This window comes from Halomonas sp. H10-9-1, assembly GCF_040147005.1.
GTDB lineage: Bacteria > Pseudomonadota > Gammaproteobacteria > Pseudomonadales > Halomonadaceae > Halomonas.
Map to the genome: position 1 here is coordinate 651655 of NZ_JAMSHO010000001.1, position 25773 is coordinate 677427.

Annotated in this window: 24 protein-coding genes; 14 read left to right on the top strand and 10 right to left on the bottom strand. The window is 66.2% G+C overall.

Translation table 11 applies throughout. From position 1 onward, the window contains the following. Positions 1–4: 4 nt before the first annotated feature. The gene (locus NFH66_RS03050) at positions 5–211 is read right to left on the bottom strand and encodes a hypothetical protein (protein WP_349608277.1); all 207 of its coding nucleotides are present in this window, start codon (positions 209–211) and stop codon (positions 5–7) included. Between the two features lie 25 nt (positions 212–236). On the opposite strand from NFH66_RS03050, the gene rpoD reads away from it, so the two are divergent. Beyond that, entirely contained in the window at positions 237–2069 is a 1833-nt protein-coding gene (gene rpoD / locus NFH66_RS03055; protein ID WP_349608279.1) for an RNA polymerase sigma factor RpoD, read from the top strand. A 134-nt stretch (positions 2070–2203) separates the two neighbouring features. On the opposite strand, the gene NFH66_RS03060 is transcribed toward rpoD, so the two are convergent. Next, the gene (locus tag NFH66_RS03060) at positions 2204–2854 is read right to left on the bottom strand and encodes a hypothetical protein (RefSeq protein ID WP_349608281.1); all 651 of its coding nucleotides are present in this window, start codon (positions 2852–2854) and stop codon (positions 2204–2206) included. 275 nt (positions 2855–3129) lie between these two features. Between NFH66_RS03060 and NFH66_RS03065 the strand changes: the two genes are divergently transcribed. The 5 genes from NFH66_RS03065 (at position 3130) to NFH66_RS03085 (ending at position 7882) form a co-directional block, all read left to right on the top strand. After that, a complete protein-coding gene (locus NFH66_RS03065; RefSeq protein WP_349608282.1) occupies positions 3130–3903 on the top strand; it encodes an ABC transporter ATP-binding protein in 774 nt (257 codons plus the stop codon). Next, on the top strand, positions 3900–4646 hold the full coding sequence (locus NFH66_RS03070) for an ABC transporter ATP-binding protein (RefSeq protein WP_349608283.1): 747 nt from the start codon (positions 3900–3902) through the stop codon (positions 4644–4646). Before NFH66_RS03065 ends, NFH66_RS03070 begins: the two co-directional genes overlap by 4 nt. A gap of 84 nt (positions 4647–4730) precedes the next feature. Next, on the top strand, positions 4731–5951 hold the full coding sequence (locus tag NFH66_RS03075) for an ABC transporter substrate-binding protein (RefSeq protein WP_349608285.1): 1221 nt from the start codon (positions 4731–4733) through the stop codon (positions 5949–5951). A 55-nt stretch (positions 5952–6006) separates the two neighbouring features. Then, positions 6007–6894 (top strand): branched-chain amino acid ABC transporter permease, encoded by an 888-nt coding sequence (locus NFH66_RS03080; RefSeq protein WP_349608287.1) that lies wholly within the window; start codon positions 6007–6009, stop codon positions 6892–6894. 4 nt (positions 6895–6898) lie between these two features. Beyond that, a complete protein-coding gene (locus tag NFH66_RS03085) occupies positions 6899–7882 on the top strand; it encodes a branched-chain amino acid ABC transporter permease (RefSeq protein WP_349608289.1) in 984 nt (327 codons plus the stop codon). Here NFH66_RS03085 and NFH66_RS03090 read toward each other — a convergent pair. Continuing rightward, a complete protein-coding gene (locus NFH66_RS03090) occupies positions 7875–8819 on the bottom strand; it encodes a LysR family transcriptional regulator (RefSeq protein WP_349608290.1) in 945 nt (314 codons plus the stop codon). The two genes, NFH66_RS03085 and NFH66_RS03090, sit on opposite strands and share 8 nt — an antisense overlap. Before the next feature lie 268 nt (positions 8820–9087). On the opposite strand from NFH66_RS03090, the gene NFH66_RS03095 reads away from it, so the two are divergent. From NFH66_RS03095 to mtgA, 3 genes are all read left to right on the top strand, one after another. Then, positions 9088–10197 (top strand): S-(hydroxymethyl)glutathione dehydrogenase/class III alcohol dehydrogenase, encoded by a 1110-nt coding sequence (locus NFH66_RS03095; protein ID WP_349608292.1) that lies wholly within the window; start codon positions 9088–9090, stop codon positions 10195–10197. A 16-nt stretch (positions 10198–10213) separates the two neighbouring features. After that, positions 10214–11071, top strand: coding sequence for an S-formylglutathione hydrolase (gene fghA, locus NFH66_RS03100; RefSeq protein WP_349608293.1), 858 nt, complete (start codon positions 10214–10216; stop codon positions 11069–11071). Between the two features lie 110 nt (positions 11072–11181). Beyond that, the gene (gene mtgA / locus NFH66_RS03105) at positions 11182–11886 is read left to right on the top strand and encodes a monofunctional biosynthetic peptidoglycan transglycosylase (RefSeq protein WP_349608294.1); all 705 of its coding nucleotides are present in this window, start codon (positions 11182–11184) and stop codon (positions 11884–11886) included. A gap of 116 nt (positions 11887–12002) precedes the next feature. Here mtgA and NFH66_RS03110 read toward each other — a convergent pair whose 3' ends face one another. Beyond that, positions 12003–12926 carry a DMT family transporter gene (locus NFH66_RS03110; protein ID WP_349608295.1) on the bottom strand — a complete coding sequence of 308 codons (924 nt, stop codon included), beginning with the start codon at positions 12924–12926 and terminating at the stop codon, positions 12003–12005. 277 nt (positions 12927–13203) lie between these two features. On the opposite strand from NFH66_RS03110, the gene NFH66_RS03115 reads away from it, so the two are divergent. The 3 genes from NFH66_RS03115 (at position 13204) to NFH66_RS03125 (ending at position 16382) form a co-directional block, all read left to right on the top strand. After that, the gene (locus NFH66_RS03115; protein WP_349608297.1) at positions 13204–13590 is read left to right on the top strand and encodes a DUF4168 domain-containing protein; all 387 of its coding nucleotides are present in this window, start codon (positions 13204–13206) and stop codon (positions 13588–13590) included. Positions 13591–13746: 156 nt separating this feature from the next. Beyond that, positions 13747–15660 carry a DUF294 nucleotidyltransferase-like domain-containing protein gene (locus NFH66_RS03120; protein ID WP_349608299.1) on the top strand — a complete coding sequence of 638 codons (1914 nt, stop codon included), beginning with the start codon at positions 13747–13749 and terminating at the stop codon, positions 15658–15660. A gap of 5 nt (positions 15661–15665) precedes the next feature. After that, the gene (locus NFH66_RS03125) at positions 15666–16382 is read left to right on the top strand and encodes a 3'-5' exonuclease (RefSeq protein WP_349608301.1); all 717 of its coding nucleotides are present in this window, start codon (positions 15666–15668) and stop codon (positions 16380–16382) included. A 110-nt stretch (positions 16383–16492) separates the two neighbouring features. On the opposite strand, the gene NFH66_RS03130 is transcribed toward NFH66_RS03125, so the two are convergent. The 4 genes from NFH66_RS03130 to NFH66_RS03145 all read right to left on the bottom strand — a co-directional run bounded on the left by NFH66_RS03130 (position 16493) and on the right by NFH66_RS03145 (position 21602). After that, on the bottom strand, positions 16493–18166 hold the full coding sequence (locus tag NFH66_RS03130; RefSeq protein ID WP_349608302.1) for a BCCT family transporter: 1674 nt from the start codon (positions 18164–18166) through the stop codon (positions 16493–16495). Positions 18167–18539: 373 nt separating this feature from the next. Then, a complete protein-coding gene (locus tag NFH66_RS03135; protein WP_349611641.1) occupies positions 18540–19412 on the bottom strand; it encodes a glycine betaine ABC transporter substrate-binding protein in 873 nt (290 codons plus the stop codon). 100 nt (positions 19413–19512) lie between these two features. Next, positions 19513–20346 carry an ABC transporter permease gene (locus tag NFH66_RS03140; protein WP_349611643.1) on the bottom strand — a complete coding sequence of 278 codons (834 nt, stop codon included), beginning with the start codon at positions 20344–20346 and terminating at the stop codon, positions 19513–19515. A 5-nt stretch (positions 20347–20351) separates the two neighbouring features. After that, positions 20352–21602, bottom strand: coding sequence for a quaternary amine ABC transporter ATP-binding protein (locus NFH66_RS03145; RefSeq protein WP_349608304.1), 1251 nt, complete (start codon positions 21600–21602; stop codon positions 20352–20354). 354 nt (positions 21603–21956) lie between these two features. Here NFH66_RS03145 and NFH66_RS03150 point away from each other — a divergent pair, with 354 nt between their 5' ends. Together NFH66_RS03150 and NFH66_RS03155 are read left to right on the top strand one after the other, a co-directional pair. Beyond that, positions 21957–22259: a hypothetical protein gene (locus NFH66_RS03150; protein ID WP_349608306.1), complete on the top strand. Its 303-nt coding sequence runs from the start codon at positions 21957–21959 to the stop codon at positions 22257–22259. A 94-nt stretch (positions 22260–22353) separates the two neighbouring features. Then, positions 22354–22776: a hypothetical protein gene (locus tag NFH66_RS03155; protein WP_349608308.1), complete on the top strand. Its 423-nt coding sequence runs from the start codon at positions 22354–22356 to the stop codon at positions 22774–22776. A gap of 135 nt (positions 22777–22911) precedes the next feature. Here NFH66_RS03155 and NFH66_RS03160 read toward each other — a convergent pair whose 3' ends face one another. Both NFH66_RS03160 and NFH66_RS03165 read right to left on the bottom strand, forming a co-directional pair. After that, entirely contained in the window at positions 22912–24318 is a 1407-nt protein-coding gene (locus NFH66_RS03160) for a sigma-54-dependent transcriptional regulator (protein ID WP_349608309.1), read from the bottom strand. Then, entirely contained in the window at positions 24315–25757 is a 1443-nt protein-coding gene (locus NFH66_RS03165) for a sensor histidine kinase (RefSeq protein WP_349608311.1), read from the bottom strand. The genes NFH66_RS03160 and NFH66_RS03165 overlap by 4 nt, the downstream gene beginning before the upstream one ends. Positions 25758–25773 lie beyond the last annotated feature (16 nt).

Consider the following 25773-nt stretch of genomic DNA (forward strand, 5'->3'; position numbering starts at 1 on the left):
GAGGTCAAAAAAAGTGGCCATGGATTGGCCCTGCGGTTGATTTCTCTCCTAATATCCCCACATAGGAGACGGCGCTTGGCACCGGCGTAACCTGACAACCTAACACACCTGAATGACCGCGCAAATAGATCGAACTGGCAGAAAGGTGCTTTCTGGCGCTATAATGTTCGGCTTTACGAGTTTTCTCCACCCAGCGCTTCAGGTGCTTCATTCTTCTTCGTCGAGATAGGGTTTCTATGGCTGGAAATGCGCAGCAGCAGTCGCGTCTGAAGGAGTTGATCGCGCGCGGCAAGGAACAGGGCTACCTGACCTATGCCGAGGTCAACGACCACCTTCCCGAGGATATCGCCGACCCGGATCAGGTGGAAGATATCATCGGCATGATCAACGACATGGGCATCAGCGTCGTCGAGGAAGCCCCCGATGAAGACACCCTGATGATGTCGGATCAGTCCACCGACGAGTCGGCGGCCGAGGAGGCCGTGGCGGCTCTGGCGGCGGTGGAAAGCGACGTGGGTCGCACCACCGATCCGGTGCGCATGTACATGCGTGAGATGGGGACGGTGGAGCTACTGACCCGCGAGGGCGAGATCGAGATCGCCAAGCGCATCGAGGAGGGCACCCGCGAGGTGATGTCGGCGCTGGCCTACCTGCCCGGCGCGGTGGACTCCATCCTCGAGGCCTACGATGCCACCCAGGACGAGGAGGCCCCGGGCCGCCTCTCCGACCTCTTCTCCGGCTTCATCGACCCCGATGAGGGCATTCCCGGCGTAGCCGAGGCCGAGGTTCCCGAGGAGGAGCCCCAGGCGGCGGGCGATGATGATGAAGACGGCGAGGCCGAGGAGGAGAGCTCCGGCGGCCCGGATCCCGAGGAAGCCCGTGCCCGCTTCGAGCAGATCCGCGAGCAGAACGCCGCGGTCCAGGCGGCCATCGAGGCCCACGGCCGCCACGCCAAGCCCGCCCAGGAGGAGCTGGCGCGCCTGGCCGAGCTGTTCTCGCCGATCAAGCTGGTGCCCAAGCACTTCGAGCGCCTGGTCAACCAGGTGCGCATCAGCGTCGAGCAGGTGCGTGCCCAGGAGAAGGCGGTGATGCAGCTGTGCGTCAAGACGGCACGCATCCCGCGCAAGACCTTCATCAAGGCCTTCCCGGGCAGCGAATCCGACCCCGAGTGGCTGGATGCCTTCGCCGACGGGCATCCCAAGTATGCTGACCGCCTCGCGCCGCTGCGCGTGGATATCCAGCGCGCCCAGCGCAAGATCGCCTTCGAGGAGGAGATGGTTCGCCTGCCGGTGCAGGAGATCAAGGAGGTCAACCGCCGTCTCTCCATCGGTGAAGCCAAGGCACGGCGCGCCAAGAAGGAGATGGTCGAGGCCAACCTGCGCCTGGTGATCTCCATCGCCAAGAAATACACCAATCGTGGCCTGCAGTTCCTGGACCTGATTCAGGAAGGCAACATCGGCCTGATGAAGGCGGTGGACAAGTTCGAGTATCGCCGTGGCTACAAGTTCTCCACCTATGCCACCTGGTGGATTCGCCAGGCGATCACCCGCTCCATCGCCGACCAGGCGCGCACCATCCGCATTCCGGTGCATATGATCGAGACCATCAACAAGCTCAACCGGGTCTCCCGGCAGATGCTTCAGGAGATGGGGCGCGAGCCCACTCCCGAGGAGTTGGGTGAGCGTCTCGAGATGCCCGAGGACAAGGTGCGCAAGGTGCTCAAGATCGCCAAGGAGCCGATCTCCATGGAGACGCCCATCGGTGACGATGACGACTCGCACCTGGGCGACTTCATCGAGGACAGCTCCATGGTGCTGCCCATCGACTCCGCCACCGGTGAGGGGTTGATCGAGGCGACGCGCAACGTGCTGGGTGGCCTCACCGCGCGTGAAGCCAAGGTGCTGCGTATGCGTTTCGGCATCGACATGAACACCGACCACACCCTCGAGGAGGTCGGCAAGCAGTTCGACGTCACCCGCGAGCGGATCCGCCAGATCGAGGCGAAGGCACTGCGCAAGCTGCGTCATCCGAGCCGCTCCGAGCCGCTGCGCTCCTTCCTGGACGAGTAGCGAGGCGGGCACTGCCCGTTGATGAAAAGCCCCCGCAGCCTGAATTGAACTGACCCCCAATAGTGGGGTGGTTCATTCAGGCTGCGGGGGCTTTTTGCTGGCTGGAGGGCGGCGGGCGAGTGGCTCGCCCGGGGTCAGCTGGCCCGGCGCGCCAGTGCCCAGCGGCGGGCCAGCAGGACCAGCTCGATCACCGCGATCAGCAGCAGGGCATAGCCGAACAGCTCCACCACCTCCTCGGCGGCGCTCTTGAAGTCGCGCAGGTAGTTCTCCTGCAGGATCGCCTGCCAGAAGTCGCCACGTCCGTAGAGGCGCGAGAAGACGTAGGTGGTCAAGAAGCCCGCCGCGAACAGCCCGAAGGAGAGGCTGTTGGCGTAGGCGGCGAACTCGGCCACGAAGGCGCGCCGGTTGCGGATGACCACGAACAGGATCGGCAGCAGCGTCAGGCTGACCAGCAGCTGCCAGGCACCATCGAAGACGTGGGTGTCAAGGTGGACGTCCTGCTCGCGGATCAGCGAGGCCGCCAGCAGCCCGAACAGCAGCAGGGCGACGAGGCGCAGCTCGCGAAGCGCGAGCATTACGTAGAGCAGCAGGATCGAGGCGATGGCCAGCAGGGCCGTCTGGGCCAGCTCGGTGAGGCCCCGCTCGGAGAAGCGGTCGGCGGGGAAGTGGAGGGCCTCGAGGTAGACGCCCTGGGCCAGGGCGCCCACCAGCAGGATATAGAGTGTGGCGCGCAGGCAGGTGGCCCCGAAGCCGATCGGCCAGGAGGCGGGAGGCGGAGGTGACATGGTGCTGGGTCCGGCTTGACGTGTAAGCGCATCATTTTACCGGGCTTTGTGCGCCGCGGCGAACCCGGATGGCGACTTGTTTGCAAGCTATTGATATTTCGGGGTCTACACCATTAGTCGAGTTTGCACCTTGGGCCTATTGCCCCGCCGCGGGCTCTTCTCTAGCTTACGTTAACGTAAAGTACTGGCGCGATGCCGGCGCCGTCCGAAGCGGATGGCACAACAACGACAACAAGCACCACGGCGGGTCCCACGGGGCCCCGAGAGGACGATCCATGACCCAGGCGTTCATTCTGGAGACTCGCGGGTTGACCAAGGAGTTTCGCGGCTTCACCGCCGTGGACGACGTCAACCTGCAGGTTCAGGAGGGGCATATCCATGCCCTGATCGGCCCCAACGGGGCCGGCAAGACCACCGTCTTCAACCTGCTCACCAAGTTCCTGCCGCCCACCCGCGGCGAGATTCTCTATCGCGGCAAGCCCATCACGCGCATGAAGGCCAACGAGATCGCGCGCCTGGGCCTGGTGCGCTCCTTCCAGATCTCCGCGGTGTTCGGTCACATGACCGCGCTGGAGAACGTGCGGGTGGCGCTGCAGCGCAAGCTGGGCACCTCCTTCCACTTCTGGAAGCCCGAGAGCAGCCTCGATCACCTCAATGCGCGCGCCCTGGAGCTGCTCGACCAGGTGGGCCTCGCCGAGTACGCCGACGTGCTCACCGTGGAGATGCCCTACGGCCGCAAGCGCGCCCTGGAGGTGGCCACCACCCTAGCGCTCGAGCCCACGGTGATGCTGCTCGACGAGCCGACCCAGGGCATGGGCGCCGAGGACGTCGATCGCATCGTCGAGCTGATCCGCCGCGTCTCGAAGGGGCGCACCGTGCTGATGGTGGAGCACAACCTGAGCGTGGTCAGCCGGCTGTGCGACCGCATCACCGTGCTGGCGCGCGGCAGCGTGCTGGCCGAGGGCGACTATCAGGAGGTGTCGCGCAACCCCCAGGTGCGCGAGGCCTACATGGGCAGTGAAGCGGCGGAAGAGGAGGCCAGCGCATGAGCCAGGCAGCCGAGGCGATCACCGAGTATCGCGACCTCGACGGTGCCGAGATGCTGCGGGTCAGCGACCTGCACGCCTTCTACGGCGAGTCGCACATCCTCCACGGCGTCGACTTCGACGTGAAGCGCGGCGAGCTGGTGACCCTGCTCGGCCGCAACGGCGCCGGGCGCAGCACTACCCTCAAGGCGATCATGAACATGGTCGGCCGGCGCACCGGCTCGATTATGATCAACGGCAACGAGACGCTGAACATGAAGCCCCACCGCATTCCACGGCTGGGCATCGGCTACTGCCCCGAGGAGCGCGGCATCTTCTCGAGCCTCGATGTCGAGGAGAACCTGCTGCTGCCGCCCACGGTGCGCTCCGGGGGCATGAGCCTCGACGAGATCTACGCCATGTTCCCCAACCTCCACGAGCGCCGCCGCAGCCAGGGCACCCGGCTCTCCGGTGGCGAGCAGCAGATGCTGGCCATGGCGCGCATCCTGCGCACCGGGGCGCGGCTGCTGCTGCTCGACGAGATCACCGAGGGGCTCGCTCCAGTGATCGTCCAGGCGCTCGGCGAGGTGCTGGTCAAGCTCAAGGAGCGGGGCATGACCATCGTGCTGGTGGAGCAGAACTTCCGCTTCGCCGCGCCGCTGGCCGACCGTCACTTCGTGATGGAGCACGGTCGCATCATCGAGGAGATCAGCGCCGCCGAACTGCCGTCGCGTCGCGACCACCTCAACGCCCTGCTGGGGGTGTGACGGCGCGCCCGTCGCCCGGCAGTTTCACCACCGCCAACCGTATCGACAACAACAAACCGCCCCTCGTGGGCCACGGAGTCAATCATGACCTTCAACCGCAAGATTCTCGCTACCAGCGTTGCCCTGGCCACCGCCACCCTGATGGCTACCGGTGCCCAGGCCCAGATGAGTGATGATGCCGTGCGCATCGGCTACCTGGCCGACATGTCCGGCACCTACCGTGACCTCGCCGGTCCCGGCGGCCTCGCGGCCCTGGAGATGGCCATCGAGGACTTCGGCGGCGAGGTCAACGGCGCCCCCATCGAGGTGTTCAGCGCCGATGACCGCAACAGCGCCGACGTGGGTGCCAACACCGTGCGCGAGTGGTTCGACACCCGCAACGTCGACCTGGTCGCCGGCCTGGTGGCCTCCTCGGTCTCCATCGCTGCCACCAAGGTGATCGAGGAAAACGATGGCCTGGGGATTGTCTCCGGCTCTGCCGCCTCCAGCGTGACCAACGAGCACTGCACCCCCAACCATATCCACTGGGTCTATGACACCTACCCGCTGGCCAACGGCACCGCCAAGGCGGTGGTCGAGCAGGGCGGCGACACCTGGTTCATGCTCACCGCCGACTACGCCTTCGGCCATGCCCTCGAGGGGGACGTGACCAAGGTGGTGGAGGAGAACGGTGGGGAGATCGTCGGTGGCGTGCGCCATCCCTTCCCGACCAGCGACTTCTCCTCCTACATCCTCCAGGCCCAGGGCTCCGGGGCCAAGATCGTCGGCCTGGCCAACGCCGGCGCCGACACCGTCAATGCCATCACCACCGCCAGCCAGTTCGGCCTGACCCAGTCCGGCCAGCAGCTCGCCGGCCTGCTGATCTTCCTCAACGACGTCCACTCCATGGGCCTCGAGGATACCCAGAACCTGCTGCTCACCACCGGCTGGTACTGGGACATGGATGACCAGTCACGCGAGTGGGCCGAGCGCTACTTCGAGCGGGTGGGTCGCATGCCGACCATGGTGCAGGCCGGCATCTACTCCAGCACCATGCACTACCTGGAGACCGTGGCCGAGGAGGGCACCGATAACCCCGAGGCGATCCGCGCAGCCATGGCCGAGCGCCCGGTGGAGGACTTCTTCGCCCGCAATGGTCGCATCCGTGAGGATGGCCGCATGGTCCACGACATGTACCTGGCGCGCGTGAAGACGCCCGAGGAGTCCGAAGGCGAGTGGGACGTCTACGAGATCCTTGCCACCATCCCGGCGGAAGAGGCCTACCGCCCGCTCTCCGAGAGCCAATGCGAGCTGGTCAACAACTGAGCGGATGCGGCGTGGCGGCGGCGACGGCCGCCGCCCCTGACGGGAGGTCCATGAGATGACAATGATATTCGGGGTGCCGTTGATGGTGTTCATGGGCCAGCTGATGCTGGGCCTGATCAACGGTGCCTTCTATGCCCTGCTCAGCCTGGGGCTGGCGGTGATCTTCGGCCTGCTGAAGATCGTCAACTTCGCCCACGGTGCCATGTACATGCTGGGTGCCTTCGTGGCCCTGCTGGGCCTGCAGCACCTGGGGCTCAACTACTGGGCGGCGCTGCTGGTAGTGCCGCTGGTGGTAGGCGCGCTGGGCATGTTGATCGAGCGCTTCCTGTTGCGTCGCATCGCCCACCTCGACCACCTCTACGGGCTGCTGCTGACCTTCGGCCTGGCGCTGATCTTCGAGGGCACCCTGATCAACTTCTTCGGTGTCTCGGGCTCCAGCTACCCCACGCCCGAGGCTCTGCAGGGAGGCGTGAATCTCGGCTTCATGTTCCTGCCCATCTATCGCGGCTGGGTGCTGCTGGCGGCCCTGGCGGTCTGCCTGGCCACCTGGTTCATCATCGAACGCACCCGCCTGGGCGCCTACCTGCGCGCCGGCACCGAGAATTCGGCGCTGATGCAGGCCTTCGGGGTCAACATGCCCCAGCTGATCACCCTGACCTACGGCTTCGGGGTGGCCCTGGCCGCCTTCGCCGGGGTGCTGGCCGCCCCCCTCTATCCGGTGTCGCCGACCATGGGGTCGAGCCTGTTGATCGTGGTCTTCGCCGTGGTGGTGATCGGCGGCATGGGCTCGATCATCGGCGCGGTCATCACCGGCCTGGCCATGGGTCTGATCGAGGGCCTGACCAAGGTGTATTACCCCGAGGCCGCCAACACCGTGATCTTCGTGGTGATGGTGGTGATCTTGATGCTGCGTCCTGCGGGACTCTTCGGCAAGGAGGCGTGACGCCATGTCGGCAACCCAGACCCTGACCCTCGCCATGCAGCGTCGCCGCCAGGCCAGGCTGCGTCGCAACGTTCTCTATCTGGTGCTGATCGGCATCGCCCTGGTGGCGCCCTTCGTGGCCTACCCGGTGTTCCTGATGAAGGTGCTGTGCTTCGCGCTGTTCGCCTGCGCCTTCAATCTGCTGCTCGGCTACGCCGGCCTGCTCTCCTTCGGGCATGCCGCCTTCCTGGCCACCGGCGGCTACTTCACCGGCATCATGCTGGCCAGTTACCCGGGGCTGACCCCGGAGCTGGGCATCCTGATCGGCACCTTCGCCGCCGTGGTGCTGGGGACCCTGTTCGGCGCCCTGGCGATTCGCCGCCAGGGGATCTACTTCGCCATGGTGACCCTGGCGCTGGCGCAGATGATGTTCTTCTTCTTCGTCCAGGCGCCCTTCACCGGCGGCGAGGATGGACTGCACGGGGTGCCGCGTGGCGAGCTGTTCGGGCTGATCAGCCTGAACAGCAACCTCAACATGTACTACTTCGTGCTGGCGGTATTCGTGATCGGCTTCGCGATCATCCAGCGCGCCGTGCACTCGCCCTACGGCCAGGTGCTCAAGGCGATCCGCGAGAACGAGCCGCGCGCGGTGTCGCTGGGCTACAACGTCGACGCCTACAAGCTGGTGGCCTTCGTGCTCTCCGCCGGCCTGGCGGGGCTGGCGGGGTCCACCAAGACGGTGGTGTTCCAGCTCGCCTCGCTGACCGATGCCCACTGGCACATGTCCGGCGAGGTGATCCTGATGACCCTGCTGGGCGGGGTGGGCACGCTGTTCGGCCCGCTGGTGGGGGCCGGGGTGGTGGTCAGCCTGCAGACCCAACTGGCCCAGTCGCCCTTGGGCAACTGGGTGAGCGTGATCCTCGGCGCCATCTTCGTGATCTGCGTGCTGAGCTTCCGCAGCGGCATCGTCGGCGAGATCCAGAAGATCGCGAAGAAGAACTTCAAGTAAGTCCGGCTTCGCTTCCCGGACTCACGGCGCCCTGCGGGGCGCCGTCTTGTTGGGGGCGGGGCAGGCTGCTCGGTAGCCGCGACACCAGGTGCTCAAGGAAGAGGTGCAACTTGGGCGAGCGCTGGCGGTGTCGCGGAAAGACCGCCCATACCGCGGCGTCGGCGTGGCGGTAGGCATCGAGCACCGAGATCAGCGCACCGCTGGCCAGGTGCTCTTCCACGTAATAGTCGGGCAACTGGGCCAGGCCTAGCCCCTTGAGGGCGGCGTCGAGCAGGGCCGGCCCCGAGTTGGCACGCCAGCGCCCCTGCACGCGCACCTCGCGACGCACCCCCTCCACGGCGAAGCGCCAGTGGTCGCGGCTGCCGATCAGGCAGCGGTGGTGGGAGAGCTCGGCCAGGGCGTGGGGCTGGGAGATATGTGCGAAGTAGGCGGGCGCCCCCACTACGTATTCGCGGCGTTCGCACAGGCGTCGGGCTACCAGGCTAGAGTCCTCCAGCCGGCCCATGCGGATCGCCACGTCGAAGCCCTCGTCGATAATATCCACCCGACGGTTGGAGAAGTGCATGCGCACCTCCAGCTGCGGGTGCGCGAGCTGGAAGTCGTTGACCAGCGGGGCGATGTAGCGCTCGCCGAAGGTGGTGGCCGAGGTCAGCGCCAGCCGCCCCTGGGGGCGCTCCTGAAGATCACCGATCGCCGCCTCGGCCTCGCGGAAGCCGTCGAACAGCTGTCGGCACTGGCGGTAGTAGAGGGTGCCGGCGTCGGTCAGATGGATCTGGCGAGTGGTGCGGTAGAGCAGGGCAGTGCCCAGTTGCTGCTCGAGCTGGGCCACCAGCCGGCTGACGTGGGAGGGCGACACCGACAGTTCCCGCGCCGCGGCGACGAAAGTGCCCAGACGCACCACCTCGACGAAGGCCTCGATTCTATCCCAGCGCTGCATTCAAGCACCTTGATCAAGAGCTGTTCGAGGCTGATCCGGCGGCAGGTCTCCGAGGGGGCGCTGTGAACCCCTCCCTGGGCGCTACCGACGCCATCCCTGGCGTAGGACCCCCTCTGCGACCTGTCGCCGGCGCCTCTCACGCAGCTCGGTTACCAGTTGTCGGCATTATTGCTGTGTGGCAATAATGTCGTGCCTTTGGTGCAGTTTATCTTGTATGGCGATCTTGCCTAGACTGGGGACAACATTCCCCCCAGTGAGGAGATCGATCATGAAGTCACGCGCCGCCGTTGCCCTGGAAGCGGGCAAGCCCCTGGAACTCGTCGAGATCGACGTCGAAGGCCCGAAGGCCGGCGAGGTGCTGGTGAAGATGGCCGCCACCAGCGTCTGCCACACCGACGCCTATACGCTCTCCGGTGCCGACCCGGAGGGCAACTTCCCGGCGGTGCTGGGCCATGAGGGTGCCGGCGTCGTCCAGGAGGTGGGCGAGGGGGTCACCAGCGTGCGTCCCGGCGACCACGTCATCCCGCTCTATACCGCCGAGTGCGGCCAGTGCAAGTTCTGCCTCTCCGGCAAGACCAACCTGTGCGGTGCCGTGCGCGCCACCCAGGGCAAGGGCCTGATGCCCGACGGCACCAGCCGCTTCTCCCTGGACGGCAGGATGCTGCACCACTACATGGGTACCTCCACCTTCAGCGAGTACACCGTGCTGCCCGAGGTCTCCCTGGCGGTGGTCTCCAGGGAGGCGCCCATGGACAAGATCTGCCTGCTGGGCTGCGGCGTGACCACCGGCATCGGCGCGGTGATGAACACCGCCAAGGTCGAGCCCGGCGCCACCGTCGCCGTGTTCGGCCTGGGCGCCATCGGCCTCGCGGTGATCCAGGGCGCGGTGATGGCCAAGGCGAGCCGCATCATCGCCATCGACGTCAATCCGGAGAAGTTCAAGCTCGCCGAGCAGTTCGGCGCCACCGACTTCGTCAATCCCAAGGAGTACGGCGACCCCATCCAGCAGGTGATCGTCGACCTCACCGATGGCGGCGTCGACTACTCCTTCGAGTGCATCGGCAACGTCAACGTGATGCGTTCGGCGCTGGAGTGCTGCCACAAGGGGTGGGGCGAGTCGATCATCATCGGCGTGGCCGGCGCCGGCGAGGAGATCAGCACGCGGCCCTTCCAGCTGGTCACCGGCCGGGTCTGGAAGGGCTCCGCCTTCGGCGGCGTCAAGGGGCGCTCGGAGCTGCCGGGCTACGTGGACCAGTACATGAAGGGCGAGATCAACATCGACGACTTCATCACCCACGACATGCCCTTCGAGAAGATCAACGAGGCCTTCGAGCTGCTGCACCGTGGCGAGAGCATCCGCACCGTCCTTCACTACTGAGCCGGGAGGCCTGCCCATGACCATGACCGAGAACCTCGAGCTGGTAGCGGCCAACAAGAGCTTCGGCGGCTGGCACAAGCGCTACCGCCACCGCTCCCGGGCGCTGGACTGCGAGATGGTATTCGCCATCTACCTGCCGCCCCAGGCCGAGACCCAGCGGGTGCCGCTGCTGTGGTGGCTCTCCGGGCTCACCTGCACCGACGAGAACTTCATGCAGAAGGCCGGCGCCCAGCGACTCGCCGCCGAGCTCGGCATCGCCATCGTCTGCCCGGACACCAGCCCGCGGGGCACCGACCTGCCCGGCGAGCATGACAGCTACGACTTCGGCTCCGGCGCCGGCTTCTACGTCAACGCCACCCGGGAGCCCTGGAAGCGGCACTACCGCATGTACGACTACGTCACCGAGGAGCTGCCCTCGGTGGTGCGCCAGCACTTTCCGGTCAACGGCCGCGAGTCGATCAGCGGCCACTCCATGGGCGGCCACGGGGCCCTGGTGATGGCGCTGCGCCGCCCGGGCCACTACCGCTCGGTGTCGGCCTTCGCGCCCATCGTCAATCCCACCGAGTGCCCCTGGGGGCAGAAGGCCTTCTCCGGCTACCTGGGCGAGGATCGTGGCAAGTGGACCCAGTACGACGCCTGCGAGCTGGTGGCCCGCGGCGCCTCCAGCCAGCCGCTGTTCATCGACCAGGGCGAGGCCGACGACTTCCTCGAGGAGCAGCTGCGCCCCGAGCGCCTCGAGGCGGTGTGCGCCGAGCATGACCATCCGCTGACCCTGCGTCGCCAGCCCGGCTACGACCACAGCTACTACTTCATCGCCAGCTTCATCGAGGACCACCTGCGCTACCACGCCGAGCGGCTGCACAGGAAGCGCTGAGCCCCGCGCCTCCCCCCGCTGCCTCCCGGGCCCTATACTGGCCGCAGGCTAACGCGGGCCCGGGATCAGGGCCCACGACGCGGGGAGAGACGCATGCGACGAGGTCGGCGATGATCGCCAGGTGGAGGCAGCGGCTATGGGCTTGGCTGTGGCGCGCGGCCCTGGGATTTGTGGTGCTCTCGGTGCTGCTGGTGCTGCTGTTTCGCCAGGCGCCGGTGTTCGGCTCCATGGTGATGGTGGAGCGCAAGGTGCACTCCTGGATGGCCCGGGAACCCATCGATATCCAGCATCGCTGGCGCCCCTGGGAGGCGCTCTCCGACCACGCCAAGCTGGCGGTGATCGCCGCCGAGGACCAGCGTTTCCTGGAGCACCACGGCTTCGACCTGGTGGAGATTCGGCGTGCCTGGCAGGCGAGCCGTAATGGTGGTCGGCTGCGTGGTGCCAGCACCCTGAGCCAGCAGACCGCCAAGAACCTCTTCCTGTGGAGCGGGCGCAGCTGGATACGCAAGGGGTTCGAAGCGTGGTTCACCCTGCTGATCGAGCTGATATGGCCCAAGCAGCGGATCCTCGAGGTCTATCTCAATATCGCCGAGTGGGACACCGGGGTGTTCGGCCTGGAGGCCGCGGCGCAGCACTACTTCGGTGTCTCGGCGGACCGGCTGAGTGCGGCCCAGGCCAGTCGGCTGGCGGCGATCCTGCCCGACCCCCGGGGGCGCGATGCCGCTCGGCCCTCTCCGGGGGTGGTCCAGCGTAGCGCCTGGATCCGCCGGCAGATGGGTAACCTGGGAGGCGTCGCCTATCTGGAGAAGTTCTGAGTGGCAAGGGTTCCCGTCGTCGTCGGCGAGCCTGCCCGACACCACGATGACAACGCGGACGCCATGACCCTGCAGCTCCCCCCACCCCAGGCGTCACCGCCGGGGCGGACCGGGGGTCAAGTACGCCGCCGGTCGGCTCTCGCCGGCTGCCCCTTGACCACCAGCACCACGCCGGCGATGGCGATGGCCATGCCGGCAAGCGAGGCGGGAGGCAGGGCCTCGTCGAACAGCCACCAGGCCTGCAGGGCGGTGACCGGTGGCACCAGGTAGAACAGGCTCGCCACCCGCGAGGCCTCGCCGCGCTTGATCAGCGCCATCAGCAGCAGGATGGCGCTGATCGAGAGCACCAGCACCAGCCACCCCAGGGTCAGGGTGAAAACGGGCGCCCACTCCACGCTGCGCTCCTCGAAGAGCAGAGCGCCCAGGCCGAACAACGTCACGGTGGCCAGATATTGCACCACGGTGCCGGAGAGCAGCGGCATGCCGGTGCAGTGGCGCTTCTGATAGAGCGTGCCGCCGGTAATGCCCAGCAGCGCGACCAGCACGGCCCCGAGCGCCCCCAGGCCGAAGCCCTGGAAGAGACCCTCGCCCGGGTCGAGCTTGCCGCCCAGCACCAGGGCGACCCCCACCAGCCCCAGCATCAGCCCCAGCCACTGGCGTGTCGTCAGCCGCTCACCCAACAGTGGGCCGGCGAGACCCGCCGTCAACAACGGCTGCAGTCCGACCAGCAGCGAGGCGAGCCCCGCCGGCATGCCCAGGTAGATGCCGTAGAACACGCCCCCCAGGTAGGCGCCATGCACCAGCAGGCCCGAGACCGCAATATGTCCCCACAGCCGGGAATCGCGGGGCCACTCGCCCGAGAGCCAGTGGGCGAGCGGGGCCAGCAGCGCCAGGGTGAGTGCGGAGCGAATAAACAGGAAGGTGAAAGGCTCGGCGTAGGGCAGGCCGAACTTGGCACCGATGAAGCCGGTGCTCCATAGCACCACGAACAGCAGCGGCATGGCGGCGAGCCACAGGCGATGAGAGAAGATGGCGGGCATGGGGGCATCCTTGCGGTGGGGGGAGGGGGCATCATCGCCTCTGTCGACCGGCTTGCCAACCGCCGCCCGGAGCGCCTCGCGCTGGTGCCTTGGGCGCAGGGAAAAAGCCGACCCGCCAGCTGGTCCGACCAGCTTTTGCACCGATGCTCAATGGCGTCGAGCATGCAGCCGGTCGCGGGCGTCCTCGTTACACTCCAACACAAAACGATCTGAACTCCTCGGGACACGGGTCGTCACAAGGGGGCACATACACGATGCAATATCCCCGGAGGTATCTATGAAGCGCATGACTGCCCTGTTCTCCGCCGCCCTGCTCAGCGCCGGCCTGATGTCGGCTACTGCAAACGCTCAGGAGGACTCTGCAGCCAATGTGGCCGAGCAATCCCAGGCCGCGGTCCCGGTCCAGGACTTCTCCGATGCCCAGCTCCAGCAGTTTGCCGATGCTTCAAAGGAGATCGCGGTGCTGTCCCAGGAGTACACCGAGCGCCTGCAGTCGACCGAAGGCGAGGAGGCCCAGCAGGAGGTACGCCTGGAGGCTAACGAGGAGATGGTCAAGGTCGTCGAGGAGAGTGGTCTCGACGTGGATACCTTCAATGCCATCGGCCAGGCCATCCAGCAGAACCCCGAGCTGATGCAGCGTGTCCAGGAGATGGCCCAGTCGTAAGTCATTTCTGACCCGTCGCCGACTCCCATCGGCATTCGCGGCCACTCTCCGGGGTGGCCGTTCTCGTGTCTGCAGGGCGGTTGCGCGAAGGTGCTTTACAGTACCCCGGCAAGCTTCCAGACTTGGCGCAAATGGCCGGCGATGGGGAGAGGGCGCATGGAAGTGGAATGGCTGGAGATTCGCCAGCATATGGGGCGCTTCCCGCCCTTCGACACGCTCTCCGACGAGCTGCTCGACGAGATCGCCGGACAGGTGGAGGTGGCCTACTATCGCGCCGACAGCGATATCTTCGTGATCGACCAGGAGATCGACGCCCTGGGCTATGTGCGCAGCGGTGCGGTGGAGGTGTACCGGCGCAACGGCCAGCTCTACAACCGCCTGGGGGAGGGCAGTATCCTCGGTCAATCGAGCCTGCTGCGTAACCGCAAGACGCGCTTTCCTGCCCGTGCCCTGGAAGACACCCTGATCTACTTCATCCCCGATGCCATCTTCCAGCGCCTGTGCGAGGAGGATGAGCACTTCGCCGACTTCGTCGAGGTGGGGCGGCCGCGTCTCGAGACCGCGGTGGAGCAACAGAAGCAGCAGAACGACATGATGATCACTCGGGTGCGCAAGCTGCTTACCCGCTACCCGCTGATGCTGGAGGCGCATACCTCGTTGCAGGAGGCCGCGCGGCAGCTTGGTGACTTCGGCGCCTCGGCGGTGCTGGTGCTGGATGCCCCCGGTGACAACCCCCGCTACACCTTCCGCGATAGCGAGGAGCGCGCCTGGCAGGTGCGTGGCATCCTCACCGACAGCGATTTTCGACGCACGGTGGCCCAGGGACGCCCCCCCGACACCCCCATCGGGGCGGTGACGGGCGACCGCCTGGTGGCGGTTCAGTCCGACGAGTCGGTGTATGAGGCGATGCTCACCATGCTACGCAACAATATTCACCACTTGCCGGTGATGCATCGCCGCAGCCCGGTGGGGATCGTGCACCTCTCCGATATCATCCGTTACGAGACCCACTCCAGCCTCTACCTGGTCAGCAATATCTACAGCCAGTCCACGGTGGAGGGGCTGGCCCGGCTGGCGCCGGATGTGAAGGGCACCTTTGTGCGCATGGTCGAGGATGGTGCCGACTCGCTGATGATCGGCAGCGCGCTTTCCACCATTGCTCGCAGCTTCACGCGCCGCCTGCTGGAACTGGCCGAGAAGGAGCTAGGGCCCCCGCCGGTGCCTTACTGCTATATGGCCATGGGCTCCATGGCGCGCAATGAACAGACCCTGGTCACCGACCAGGACAACGCCCTGGTGCTGTCTGACGACTTCGATCCAGAGCGCCACGACGGCTACTTCATGGCGCTGGCCAAGCGGGTCAGCGATGGCCTCGCCGCCTGCGGCTATGCCTACTGCACCGGCGATATCATGGCGACCAACCCCCGCTGGCGGCAGCCGCTGTCGGTGTGGAAGCGCTACTTCCAGGAGTGGATACGCGACCCTACGCCCGAACGGCTGCTACACAGTTCGATCTTCTTCGACCTGGACGCGGTCTATGGCGAGCACAGGTTCGTGGAACAGCTTCAGGACCTGGTTGCCACTCAGGCGCCCCACAGCAAGCTGTTCCTGGCGGCCATGGCGCGTAACGCCCTCAACCGCACCCCGCCCCTGGGGTTCTTCCGCACCTTCGTGATGGAGAAGGATGGCAAGCACAACAACTCCATCAACCTGAAGCGACGCGGCACCGCACCGCTGACCGACTTGATTCGCGTGCACGCCCTGGCCTGCGGCTCCCACGCCCAGAACAGCTTCGCGCGCCTGGACGATATCAGCCACACCCAGCTGTTGCCGGATGGTGTAGGCGAGAAGCTGCGCCATGCGCTGGAGTTTCTGAGCATGACGCGAGTCCACCATCAGGTGATCGATGTTCAGGCCGATCATGAGCCGGATAACAATATCGAGCCGGAAAATATCAGCGACAGCGATCGACATACCCTCAAGGATGCCTTTCAGGTGCTGAGCAATGCCCAGAAGTTCCTCAAGTTCCGCTACCCTCCGCCGGCCGCCTCGCAGCGGCGGAGGCGTTAGGCGTGATGTTCAGGAGGGTGCGCCAGCCTACCCCGGGCTGGCCGGAGTATCTTGCCGACCGTGCCGGTCGGGTGCACTGTCCCCCGCTGGTCGACTACTTTGCCGCCGGCTGTCCGGCGCCCACTACCCCCATCGGCGAGGTGCCGCTGGTGGCACTGGATATCGAGACCACCGGCCTGGATCCGCGGCGCCACGCCATCGTCAGCATCGGCGTGGTGCCCTTCAGCATGACGCGGATTCCGCTGCGCGAGGCGCGCTACTGGGTGCTCAAGCCCTACCGTGAGCTTACCGACAGCTCGGTGACCCTGCACCGCATCACCCATAGCGAGGTGGTCGATGCGCCCGACCTGCAGGAGGTGTTGCCCGAGGTGCTGGAGGTCCTGAGGGGGCGCCTGGCGGTGGTACACTACCGCCATATCGAGCGCGGCTTCATCGATGCGGCCGTGCGCCACCGGTGGGGGGAGGGGTTGCTCTACCCGGTGATCGACACCATGTCGCTGGAGGCGCGGCTGCACCGACAGTCGCTGTGGGCACGCTTTCGGCGCTGGCTGGGGCGACCGCCGGTCTCGATTCGCCTCAATGCCAGCCGTGAGCGCTATGGCCTGCCGCCCTACCAGGGGCATCACGCCCTGGTGGACGCCCTGGCCACCGCCGAGCTGCTGCAGGCCCAGGTGGCCAGCCGCTTCTCCACCGAGACGCCGGTGAGCGAGCTATGGAGCTGAACACCTCGACCGTCGGCTTCATGGCTGAAGCGTAACGCAACGAGGCGGCCCGCAGGCCGCCTCGTTGCGTTATGCCGGTGGCTCGTCGCGAGCCACCGTCTGTCGGCCGGTCACTTGGCCCTGGGTTCGCTCATCAGTCCCTTGACGATGGCGTAGCAGCCCACCAGCAGCACGATCGTGAAAGGCAGGCCGGTGGTCAGCGCCGCCGTCTGCAGGGCGGCGAGGCCACCCCCCAGCAGCAGGGCGATGGCAAGCGCGCCCTCGAGCAGCGCCCAGAAGATGCGCTGTGGCTTGGGTGCGTCGACCTTGCCGCCGGCGGTGATGGAGTCGATCACCAGCGAGCCGGAGTCCGACGAGGTGACGAAGAACACGATCACCAGCACGATGCCGACGAAGGAGGTGATGGAGGTCAGCGGCAGGTACTCCAGCATGGTGAACAGCTGCAGCTCCAGGGCAGCATCCTGCACCTCGGTGATGCCGGAACTGACCACCTGGTCGATGGCGGTGGTACCGAAGGCGGTCATCCACACGACCGAGGCGAAGGTGGGTACCAGCAGTACGGCGATCAGGAACTCGCGCACGGTGCGGCCACGGCTGACGCGGGCGATGAACATGCCGACGAAGGGCGACCAGGCGATCCACCAGGCCCAGTAGAAGGCGGTCCAGCCCTGGCTGAAGTTGGCATCCTCGCGCCCGAAGGGCATCGAGAGCGCCGGCAGGTTCTTCACATAGCCGAGCAGGTTCTCGAGCACGCCGGTGGCGATCATCAGGGTCGGGCCCACGGCGATCACGAACACCAGCAGCAGCAGGGCCAGGCCCATGTTGAGCTGTGACAGGCGCTGCACGCCCTTGTCGACGCCGAGCATGATCGAGCCCAGGGCGACGACGGTGATGCCCAGGATCAGCAGCACCAGCGTGACGTTGTTGTCGGGAATGTCGAACAGGTAGTTGAGACCGGCCGAGGCCTGGGTCGCCCCCAGTCCCAGCGAGGTCGTCAGGCCGAACAGGGTGGCAAATACCGCCAGGATGTCGATCACATGCCCCGGCCAGCCCCAGATGCGCTCGCCCAGGATCGGATAGAAGATCGAGCGCATGGTCAGCGGCAGCCCCTTGTTGAAGGCGAAGATTGCCAGTGACAGGCCAACGATGGCATAGGCGCCCCAAGGGTGCAGGCCCCAGTGGAAGATGGTGGCGGCCATGCTCAGCGAGGCGGCGCCGGCCTGGTCACCCTCGGCACCTCCCAGCGGCGCCCAGTCGGTGCGCACACCGTCCTCGCCCATGCTGATGCCGCCCAGGGCGGTACCGTAGTGGCCCAACGGTTCCGCCACGCCGTAGAACATCAGGCCGATGCCCATGCCGGCGGCGAACAGCATCGCGAACCAGCCGGCGTAGCCGAAGTCCGGCGTGGCGTTGGCCCCGCCGATGCGCACCCGCCCCATGGGGGTGAAGATCAGCACCAGCGCCAGGATCACGAAGACGTTGGCGCCGAGCAGGAAGACCCAGCTCAGCTTGGTGGTCAGGAAGCTGAACATGCTGTTGAAGATCGGCTCCATCTGGGCCTGCAGGGCCAGTGTGAGGATCACGAACAGCAGGATCACGATGGAGGAGAAGAGGAAGACCTTGCCGTGAAGGTCCACACTGATCCCCATCGGCGAGGCGGTGATGTTGTCCTGGCCGATCACGTAGTCCGTGTCGATCAGGTTGGCGGCCCCCTCCGGAGCCGGAATCCCCTGGGAACCGGCATCCGGCTCCTGGGGCTTGTCATCGTTGGTCGGATTGGCCACGAGACGTCTCCCTTGCGTTTATCGATGAATGACCGGTTGGCTCTTCTTGGGGCTCAGTCGCCGGCCAGGTCGACCGGAACCATGATCTTGCGATGCATCGCGATACCTCCTTGTGGTTGCGATCAGCCAGGCGGGCTTCATGGGTGGAGTGCCCGGCCGGGTCCTGATCGTGAAGGGGCACATTGAGCGTAGACGCCAATCGGGAGCCCCTCTTCAACGCACCCACAATCCTCGACGCTAGCTGTACGCCATGCGGCAGGGTGTTGGCGAGTGCGTCGTGCGTCCAGGCACACCCCGCGCCCCTCATATGTAACGGGGGAGCCACCCGGTGGCTCCCCCGTCGGGGTGCGGCGAGCGCCGCGTGTCAGCAGGATCAGGTGGCGGCGTCGAGCCACTCCTGGACCTGCTCCTGGTTCTCCTCGACCCACTGCTTGGCGTTCTCGTAAGGGTCAGAGTCCTCTTCCTGGTTCATGAGCATGACCTCGCCCATGTCCTCTGCGGTCCATTCGAAGGCATCGAGAATGGCGTAGGCTTCAGGCATATCCTCCTTGAGGCCCTGGCGGACGATGGTGTGGATCTGTTCGGCACCACCGTAGACGCCTTGCGGATCCTCGAGATACTTGAGGTCCCAGCGCGCGAACATCCAGTGCGGGGTCCAGCCGGTGACGGCGATCGCCTCTTCGTTGTCGATGGCCGCCTTGAGCGCCGCGCTCATGATGGCGCCGCTGCCGGTCTGCAGGTCGAGATCGAGCCCGTAGGCGTCGATCACCTCTTCGGTCAAGCGCATGATGCCGGCGCCCGGGTCGATGCCGACGATCTCGCCGTCGAAATCATCGGCGTACTCGTTGAGGTCCGCGATGCTCTCGGCTTCCACGTAGCTCGGTACCACCAGGCCTAGCTTGGTGCCGTCCAGGTTGACCCCGGTATCGACCAACTGGTCCTCGAGCTGGGCGTAGTAGTCCTCGTGGGTGGTAGGTAGCCAGCCGGCCAGCAGGGCGTCGGTGTCACCGGAGGCGACCGACTGCCACATGGCGGCGGCGGAGAGCGAGGAGGTTTTCACCTCGTAGCCGGCCTGCTCGAGCACGGCACGCATGACATTGGTGGAGGCCACGGTGGAGGACCACTCCACGTAAGCCAGGTGGACGTTGCCCTTGTCCTGGGCCTGGGCGGCACCGGCGGTCAAGGCGGCGCCGGTGGCCAGTGCCAGGCCGGCGAGACGGATACGACGCTTCAGCGGATGCTTCATCATCGGTTACCTCTTGTCCAAGTATTCGACATATCACCATGAAGATCATGGATGCGGTTTTCAAGGCGCGGCCTCAACGCTCGCGCCCCGCAAGGCCGGCTCATGTCTTGCGCTCCTTGCGCAGCGACTGGGTCAGGCGGTCGAGCAGCATGGCCAGGATCACCACGGCGATGCCCGCCTCGAAGCCGTCGCCCGGGCGCAGGCGCTGGATGGCGCGCCATACTTCGCTTCCCAGGCCGTCGGCGCCGATCATAGCCGCGATCACCACCATGGAGAGGGCCAGCATGATGGTCTGGTTGATGCCTGCCATCACGGTGGGCAGGGAGAGCGGCAGCTGCACCTTGATCAGCTTCTGGCCGCGGGTGGCGCCGTAGGCGTCGGCGGCCTCGATCAACTCACCGGGCACCTGGCGGATGCCCAGGGTGGTGAAGCGAATCGCCGGTGGCATGGAGAAGATCACCGTGGCGAAGATCGCCGACACCGAGCCGATGCCGAAGAAGGGAATCGCCGGGATCAGGTAGACGAAGGCCGGCATGGTCTGCATGAAGTCCAGCACCGGCATGATCAAGCGGTAGAGCCGCTCGGAGAGCGCCGCGGCGATGCCCACCGGCAGGGCGATCACCACCGCCACCAGGGTGGCGATCACCACCAGGGTGAGGGTCTCGATCATCGGCTCCCACAGGCCCAGGTTCCAGATCAGCGCCAGGCCCGCGGCGGCACCGATGCCCAGCCGCAGGTTCGCCACCCACCAGCACAGGCCGACGATGATCGCCAGCAGGCCCCATTCGGGCAGCCACATCAGGGCATCGTTGAGGACATCGATGCCGGTCTGGGTCACCCGGGAGATGCCGCGGGTAACGATGGAGTATTCGCTGGTCAGCCAGTCGAGGCCGCCCTCGATCCATTTGCCCAGCGGGATGCTGGGAATCTCGATCGCCATCACTGTTCTCCTGCCGCTGCGGTGTCGGTATCTGCGTGTGCCGTGGCGTTCTCCTCGGCGGCCTGGGCCAGCTGGTCGAGCACGGCGCCCTTGACGACCACCCCGAGCAGGCGCTCGCTGTCATCCACCACCGCGATGGGGAAGCTCTTCTCGCTGAACATGGCGAAGAGGTTGTGCAGCGGCTCCTGGGGGCCGACCTTGCGGAAGTCCTGGGTCATGGCCTCGCCGATGGTGTCGGCGCCCTGCCGGGCAGCCTGTTCCGCGGCATCGACCTCGAGCAGGCCGAGCAGGGTGCGGTCGCGGCGGGTGACATAGATGGAGTCGAGGTTGTTCTCGTGCATCTTGCGCAGCACGGTACGTGGACCGTCGCCCTCGCGGGCGATGGCGCGCACCTTGCGCATGGCATGCTCGGCGGTGAGGATCCTGGACATGTCCACGCCTTCCACGAAGCGCTTCACGTAGTCATCCGCCGGATGGGTCAGGATCTGCTCCGGCGTGCCGATCTGCACGATCTCGCCATCCTTGAGCAGGATGATGCGATCGGCGATGTTGAGCGCCTCGTCGAGATCGTGGGTGATGAACACCGTGGTCTTCTGCATCCGGCTCTGCAGCTCCTGCAGCTCCTGCTGCATGTCGCCGCGGATCAGCGGGTCGAGCGCCGAGAAGGCCTCGTCCATCAACAGCACGGTGGAGTCGTTGGCCAGCGCCCGGGCCAAGCCCACGCGCTGCTGCATGCCGCCGGAGAGCTGGTTGGGGTAGGCGTCCTCCCAGCCGTCCAGGCCCACCTGCTTGAGCGCCTTGCGGGCGATCTCAGCGCGCTCGGCCTTGTCCATGCCGCGGATTTCCAGGCCGAACTCGGCGTTCTGCTGCACCGTGCGGTGGGGGAACAGCGCGAAGTTCTGGAACACCATCGAGAAGTGACGGCGACGGCACTCCAGCAATGCCTTGTCATCCAGCTTGGGGATGTCCTCGTCGTCAATGATGATCTCGCCCTCGGTGGGCTCGATAAGCCGGTTGAGACAGCGGATCAGGGTCGACTTGCCGGAGCCGGAGAGCCCCATGATGACCAGCAGCTCGCCCTCGTAGACATCGAAATTGATGTTGGAGAGGCCCAGTGTCTGGCCGGTCTTCTCATGGATCTCGGCGCGCTTGAGGCCCTGGTCACGCAGCTCAAGCCCCCTCTTCGGATTGCTGCCGAAGACCTTGCTCAGGTTGCGAACCCGAATCTTGACGTTTCGGTTCTCGTTCATTGAATTGCCTTCTTATCAGCCCCTGGCGTAACGCACATGGCACAGAATGCACTGTGCCGGCGCTGCTTAGGTTGGCATGCGCAAGCGTTGATGGGTGCGAAAGGCTCTCTACCCTACGTTTTTCTGAATGGTCGTTCAAATTAAAGCCTGGGGGAGGATCGAAGGCCCGCACGATGGCGCAAGGGTGACCCATGTGTCGAATCTGACCACCCTGCGGGCCTCGGTGAGACGCGCTTTCCATGCTTCGTATTGATTTTAACTATTTGTTTTTTATTGGTTTGTGAGTTTTTTAGCAGAATTTGGCACGCTGTCTGCTTGGTGTTGGGTGAAGCCCCATGACTCAGGGAGAAAGCGATGACCGACCCACAGTTGAACCGAGATATGCCCCGCAGGAGGCAATGGCGCCGACTGACGAACCTCGCCGCGATCGCCGCTCTGGGGCTCGGTAGCCTGGCCCTGGCCGGCTGTGGCGACGGCGAGGAGGCGTTGCCGCCGACGGAAGAGCCGGCCGGCGAGGAGTCTACCACCAGGGGTGAGGAGACCAGCATGGGACAGGGCTCGAGCATGGATAGCGAGGCTCCTGTCATGCAGCAGGGCCGGGTCATGGATCCGGAGTCCTCCGGAAGCCAGGAAAACGACGACCAGAGCGGCAACTGACCGTTATCTCTCATCGGTGACCGGCCTACCGGTCACCCGCCGGGCATGCCATGCCCGATCCACCCTCGACCTTCATGAAAGAAGGAGGTGCAAGATGATGTCCAAGGAAACCCTCAAGAAGCTCGGTATCTTCGGTGTCTCGTTCGGCCTGATTGCCAGTCCGCTGGCCTTCGGCGACATGCACGAGGACCCTGCTGCCCAGCAGGCGGATCCCGCCGCCGATGACCCGATGGCCGACCCGAACGCCCAGGGAGACCCGGCCGTGCCGGGTGGCGACCCCGCGGCCCAGGGCAGCGATCCCGCGGCCGACCCCTCGACCCAGCAGGCGGATCCCGCTGCCGGCGACCCGGCCCAGGCTCCCGGCTTCGGTGACGACCCCGAGGCGATGCCCGGCGCCGCCGACCCGGCCGCAGGCGGTGAAGAAGAGGAGTACGAGTACGAGAACGAGGAAGAGGAAGAGGAAGCGCCCTGGGACGAGGAGGGCGACGACAGCGAGGATGAGGAGCAGGGCTGGTAAGTCCACTCGTCCACTCTCCGTATACCTGCCATTCCCCGGCCGCTTCAGCGTATTCCCTTCCGAACGGCCCGGGATGTGACTCTTGGCCCCCGCCGCGGCGGGGGCTCTTTGCGCCTGTTCAGCGCATTGGCCTGGCTACTCCTCCTCGAGGCGACGGTAGAGGGTGCGCCGGGCGATCCCCAGCACCTCGGCGGTACGCCGCTTGTTGCCGCCCGTGGCCTCCAGCACCTTGCGAATATAGCGCTTCTCCACCTCTTCCAGGCTCGGCCAGTCCGCCCGCGCGGCTGCGTTCGCCAGCGTTCCCTCGGCTCGGGTCTCACGGCAGTGGTGCCGTTGTGCTTCGCCCTGATCGCGGATCCGCTGGGGTAGGTCGGCGTGGCAGAGCTGACCCGCCTCGGCCAGGGTCACCGCCCGCATGATGGCGTTCTCCAGCTCGCGCACATTGCCCGGGTAGGCGTAGCCGAGCAGGGCCCCCAGGGCGGCGGGCTCGATCCGCTGGATGCCCTTGTCCTGTTGGCCGGCATGCTTGTCGATCAGCGCCGGGATCAGTCGTGCAATGTCTCCCTCTCGCTCGCGCAGCGGCGGGATGCGCAGCGAGAAGGTTTCCAGCCGATAGAAGAGGTCGTTGCGGAAGCGGCCTTCCTCGATCTCCTGTTCCAGGTGACGGTGGGTAGCGGCGATGATGCGCACATCCATCGCTTCCTCCCGTTCGGCGCCTACCGGGCGCACGCTCCTCTCCTGCAGGGCCCGCAACAGCTTGGCCTGCAGCGCGACGGGCATCTCGCCGATCTCGTCGAGGAAGAGACTGCCGCCCCGCGCAGCCTGGAAGAGCCCCTGGCGGGACTCGTCGGCACCGGTGAAGGCGCCCTTCACATGGCCGAAGAACTCGCTCTCCATCAGCTCGGCGGGAATGCTGGCACAGTTCACGGCGATGAAAGGGCCATCGCGACGCGGGCTCTCGGCATGCACGGCCCGCGCCATCAGCTCCTTGCCGGTGCCGCTCTCGCCGAGCAGCAGCATGGGCGCGTCGCTGTCGGCCAGCCGGGCGGCGTCGCGGAACAGTGACTGCATGGCCTCGCTCTCGCCGACGATGCCGTGGAAGGTGTTCGCCGCCCCGTCGCTCGCCAGGTGCGGGGCCAGCCGGCTCTCCAGCACCCGGTAGACCGCCTCGCGCAGCCCCTCCAGGTCCAGCGGCTTGGTCAGGAAGTCGTCGGCACCCTGCTTGAGCGCCTCCACCGCCTGGTCGATGGTGCCGAAGGCGGTGATCACGATGAAGCCCACCGAGCTGCCCTCGCGCCTCAACCGCTCGAGCAGCTGCATCCCGTCGATGCCGGGCAGGCGCACGTCGCAGATCACCAGGGCCACCTCGCTGTGGCTGAGCGTGGCCAGGGCCTGCTCGGCACTGGTCGCGGTCAGGGTCGGGTAGCCGGCGTCGGCGAGCTCCTCCTCGAGCAGTTCCAGAATCGCCGGATCGTCCTCGACGACCAGCAGGGGCAGGGTGGGCGTGTCGTGTTCCGTGTCTGGCGTGGCGTGTCCATTCATGGGGGGGTGTCCTCGAGTGGCAGCAAGATCTCGAACCCGGCTCCTCCCAGCGCGCTTTCGAAGGTGCCGATGGATCCGCCGTGGTCGTTGATGATGCGATGGACCATGGAGAGCCCGAGGCCGCTGCCCTGGCCCACGGGCTTGGTGGTGAAGAAGGGGTCGAAGACGCGGGGCCGGTCGGCCTCGGCAATGCCGCGGCCATCGTCCTCGACGGTCAGGCAGAGGGTGTCATCGTGACGGCGGGCCGTGAGCCGCACGTGCCGGACGCCCTCGGCCTGGGTGGCGTTGCACAGCAGATTGGTAAGGACCTGGACCAGCTGCTGGCCGTTGACCAGCAGCATCAGCGGCGGGTTCGGCAGCACCGGCTCGAGATGAATATCGCGCGCCTCGAGGTCGGCCTCGACCAGTTGCCGGGCATCGTGGACGAGGTCGTCCAGGACGAGCCACTCCTTCTCGACATTGTGCTGGCGCCCGAGGTCCATCAGCTGGCGCACGATCTCGACGATGCGCTGTACCTCACCACGGACGCGCGTCAGGCGCCGCCGTTCGTGCTCCCCGATGCCATCGCAACGCGCCAGGCGCTGGGCCTGGCCCTCGATCACGGTGAGCGGCGTGCCGATCTCGTGGGCCACCCCGGCGGCCAGCACCCCGAGCTCGGCCAGCTTGCGCGACTTGCGCAGCCGCCGCTCCAGCTCGATCTCGCGCCGCTGGCGAGCCTCGATGTCGGCATCCTTTTCGGCCAGGGCGTCGAGCATGTGGTTGAGGGCCAGGCCGAGACGGCGGAACTCGTCCAGGCCGTGGATCGTCGCCCGTTGGCGGTGCTCGCCGCGGGCGACTCGCTCCATCACCTTGAGCAGCCGTCTCAGCGGGCGCTCGATATGGCGCCGGAACATCCACCAGATGCCCAGCACGATGCCCGCGGCACCGATGCCGAAGGCGACCAGGGCGACCTGGCTGAGAAAGCCGATGTAGTTCTCGATGCCGGTATTGAGGCGGTTGACCTGCAGCACGCCGAGGATATTGCCGTCGGGGGATCTCAGCGGCATCAGGGTCGAGAAGTAGGTCCAGCCGTCCTCCTCGCGATGGTCGCTGTGCATCTCCCCCTCGGCGACCACCGCCTGCAGCTCGGAGGCGTCGTAGAGCGCCTCGCCAAGCCCCAGGCCATTGATCTCGTTGCCCTTGATGTCGAAGACATAGGCACCGTAGATGCGGTTGTAGGAGAAGGCCGACTGCAGGGTCTCCTGCAGCGACTCGGGGCTCTCGCGAGTCAGGGAGTAGCCCAGGGAGGTACCGATGGCGCGGCTGATGGTCTGGACCTCGGTCTCCAGTTTGGAGCGTACGTTGTCCTCCAGCGACTTGATGGCCACCAGGCTGAAGACCATCAGCACCAGGAAGAGCGGCACGATAACCGTGACGATGATCAGGTTGCGCAGGCGCATGGGGGATCCCTGTGGT

What these genes read in the sequence shown, in the direction of transcription:
- NFH66_RS03070 (WP_349608283.1), top strand. Translation starts at nt 3,900, where the DNA reads ATGAGCCAGGCAGCCGAGGCGATCACCGAGTATCGCGACCTCGACGGT.
- NFH66_RS03145 (WP_349608304.1), bottom strand. Translation starts at nt 21,602, where the DNA reads ATGAACGAGAACCGAAACGTCAAGATTCGGGTTCGCAACCTGAGCAAG.
- NFH66_RS03155 (WP_349608308.1), top strand. Translation starts at nt 22,354, where the DNA reads ATGATGTCCAAGGAAACCCTCAAGAAGCTCGGTATCTTCGGTGTCTCG.
- NFH66_RS03135 (WP_349611641.1), bottom strand. Translation starts at nt 19,412, where the DNA reads ATGAAGCATCCGCTGAAGCGTCGTATCCGTCTCGCCGGCCTGGCACTG.
- NFH66_RS03110 (WP_349608295.1), bottom strand. Translation starts at nt 12,926, where the DNA reads ATGCCCGCCATCTTCTCTCATCGCCTGTGGCTCGCCGCCATGCCGCTG.
- NFH66_RS03075 (WP_349608285.1), top strand. Translation starts at nt 4,731, where the DNA reads ATGACCTTCAACCGCAAGATTCTCGCTACCAGCGTTGCCCTGGCCACC.
- NFH66_RS03095 (WP_349608292.1), top strand. Translation starts at nt 9,088, where the DNA reads ATGAAGTCACGCGCCGCCGTTGCCCTGGAAGCGGGCAAGCCCCTGGAA.
- mtgA (WP_349608294.1), top strand. Translation starts at nt 11,182, where the DNA reads ATGATCGCCAGGTGGAGGCAGCGGCTATGGGCTTGGCTGTGGCGCGCG.
- NFH66_RS03080 (WP_349608287.1), top strand. Translation starts at nt 6,007, where the DNA reads ATGACAATGATATTCGGGGTGCCGTTGATGGTGTTCATGGGCCAGCTG.
- NFH66_RS03050 (WP_349608277.1), bottom strand. Translation starts at nt 211, where the DNA reads ATGAAGCACCTGAAGCGCTGGGTGGAGAAAACTCGTAAAGCCGAACAT.
- rpoD (WP_349608279.1), top strand. Translation starts at nt 237, where the DNA reads ATGGCTGGAAATGCGCAGCAGCAGTCGCGTCTGAAGGAGTTGATCGCG.
- fghA (WP_349608293.1), top strand. Translation starts at nt 10,214, where the DNA reads ATGACCATGACCGAGAACCTCGAGCTGGTAGCGGCCAACAAGAGCTTC.
- NFH66_RS03090 (WP_349608290.1), bottom strand. Translation starts at nt 8,819, where the DNA reads ATGCAGCGCTGGGATAGAATCGAGGCCTTCGTCGAGGTGGTGCGTCTG.
- NFH66_RS03085 (WP_349608289.1), top strand. Translation starts at nt 6,899, where the DNA reads ATGTCGGCAACCCAGACCCTGACCCTCGCCATGCAGCGTCGCCGCCAG.
- NFH66_RS03115 (WP_349608297.1), top strand. Translation starts at nt 13,204, where the DNA reads ATGAAGCGCATGACTGCCCTGTTCTCCGCCGCCCTGCTCAGCGCCGGC.
- NFH66_RS03125 (WP_349608301.1), top strand. Translation starts at nt 15,666, where the DNA reads ATGTTCAGGAGGGTGCGCCAGCCTACCCCGGGCTGGCCGGAGTATCTT.
- NFH66_RS03060 (WP_349608281.1), bottom strand. Translation starts at nt 2,854, where the DNA reads ATGTCACCTCCGCCTCCCGCCTCCTGGCCGATCGGCTTCGGGGCCACC.
- NFH66_RS03120 (WP_349608299.1), top strand. Translation starts at nt 13,747, where the DNA reads ATGGAAGTGGAATGGCTGGAGATTCGCCAGCATATGGGGCGCTTCCCG.
- NFH66_RS03160 (WP_349608309.1), bottom strand. Translation starts at nt 24,318, where the DNA reads ATGAATGGACACGCCACGCCAGACACGGAACACGACACGCCCACCCTG.
- NFH66_RS03065 (WP_349608282.1), top strand. Translation starts at nt 3,130, where the DNA reads ATGACCCAGGCGTTCATTCTGGAGACTCGCGGGTTGACCAAGGAGTTT.
- NFH66_RS03150 (WP_349608306.1), top strand. Translation starts at nt 21,957, where the DNA reads ATGACCGACCCACAGTTGAACCGAGATATGCCCCGCAGGAGGCAATGG.
- NFH66_RS03165 (WP_349608311.1), bottom strand. Translation starts at nt 25,757, where the DNA reads ATGCGCCTGCGCAACCTGATCATCGTCACGGTTATCGTGCCGCTCTTC.